The organism is Dermabacter sp., assembly GCF_032550575.1.
Taxonomy (GTDB): domain Bacteria; phylum Actinomycetota; class Actinomycetes; order Actinomycetales; family Dermabacteraceae; genus Dermabacter; species Dermabacter hominis.
Genome location: NZ_JAWFZC010000021.1, coordinates 705 through 1,465 on the forward strand (window position 1 = coordinate 705; position 761 = coordinate 1,465).

The 761-nt window shown below is 56.0% G+C and carries 1 protein-coding gene; it reads right to left on the reverse strand.

Going from position 1 to position 761, the window contains the following annotated elements; translation table 11 throughout:
- Positions 1–761: YPDG domain-containing protein (locus tag E6X30_RS10320; protein ID WP_316336201.1), on the reverse strand; the 761-nt coding region annotated here is incomplete at both ends.

Consider the following 761-nt stretch of genomic DNA (forward strand, 5'->3'; position numbering starts at 1 on the left):
TCGAGCCGTCCGGGAACGTCACCGTGATCTCACCGGTGTTCTCATCAATCTTGACCTCATAGCCCTCAGGAGCAGTGAAGCCGTCAGTGATCTTGAACTCCGAACCCTCAGGAGCCTTGACGTCCTTACCGTCCTTATCAGTGAACGACGGGGACGACTTGGTCTCCTCACCAGGAACAACCAACTTGCCCTCATACGCAGGCTCGTACTTCTTGCTATCAACCGCTTCGAGCTCTACGAACAGGTTGCCCGTGTTACCGGTGATCTCAACAGTTGCACCGTCACGAAGCTGGCTGTCTTCCTTGAGCTTCAGGTTGTCCTTGTTGACGTCATCGAGACCGGAAACGGATACCTTGTAGGTGCCCGCTGGAATATCTGCAAGACCAAAGTTCTGAACAACCGGGGAGCCCTTGGCACCACGCCAGGTTTCACCGTTGTCGTTGGACTTGAACTCGGTTCCGTCTTCCGCCGTCAGAGTGACAACAACGTCACGCACAGACTCCGGAAGCTCCTCGGCCGTCGTGTTGTCACCATCAGACTCGACAATACTGCCGTCAACCTTCACGCCAAACGTAACGCGCTGCGTCACCGGAGTCGCGTCCTTCTCAACCGTGACGGTGACGTCAACGTTGTCCTTCGAACCATCCGGGTAAGTCACCTCAACCGGAACGGTGATCTTGTCACCCGGCTTCGCATCCCCAGGGATGGTAACCGTGATCTCACCAGTGTCCTTGTCGATGGTCACACCACCAGGAGCATTC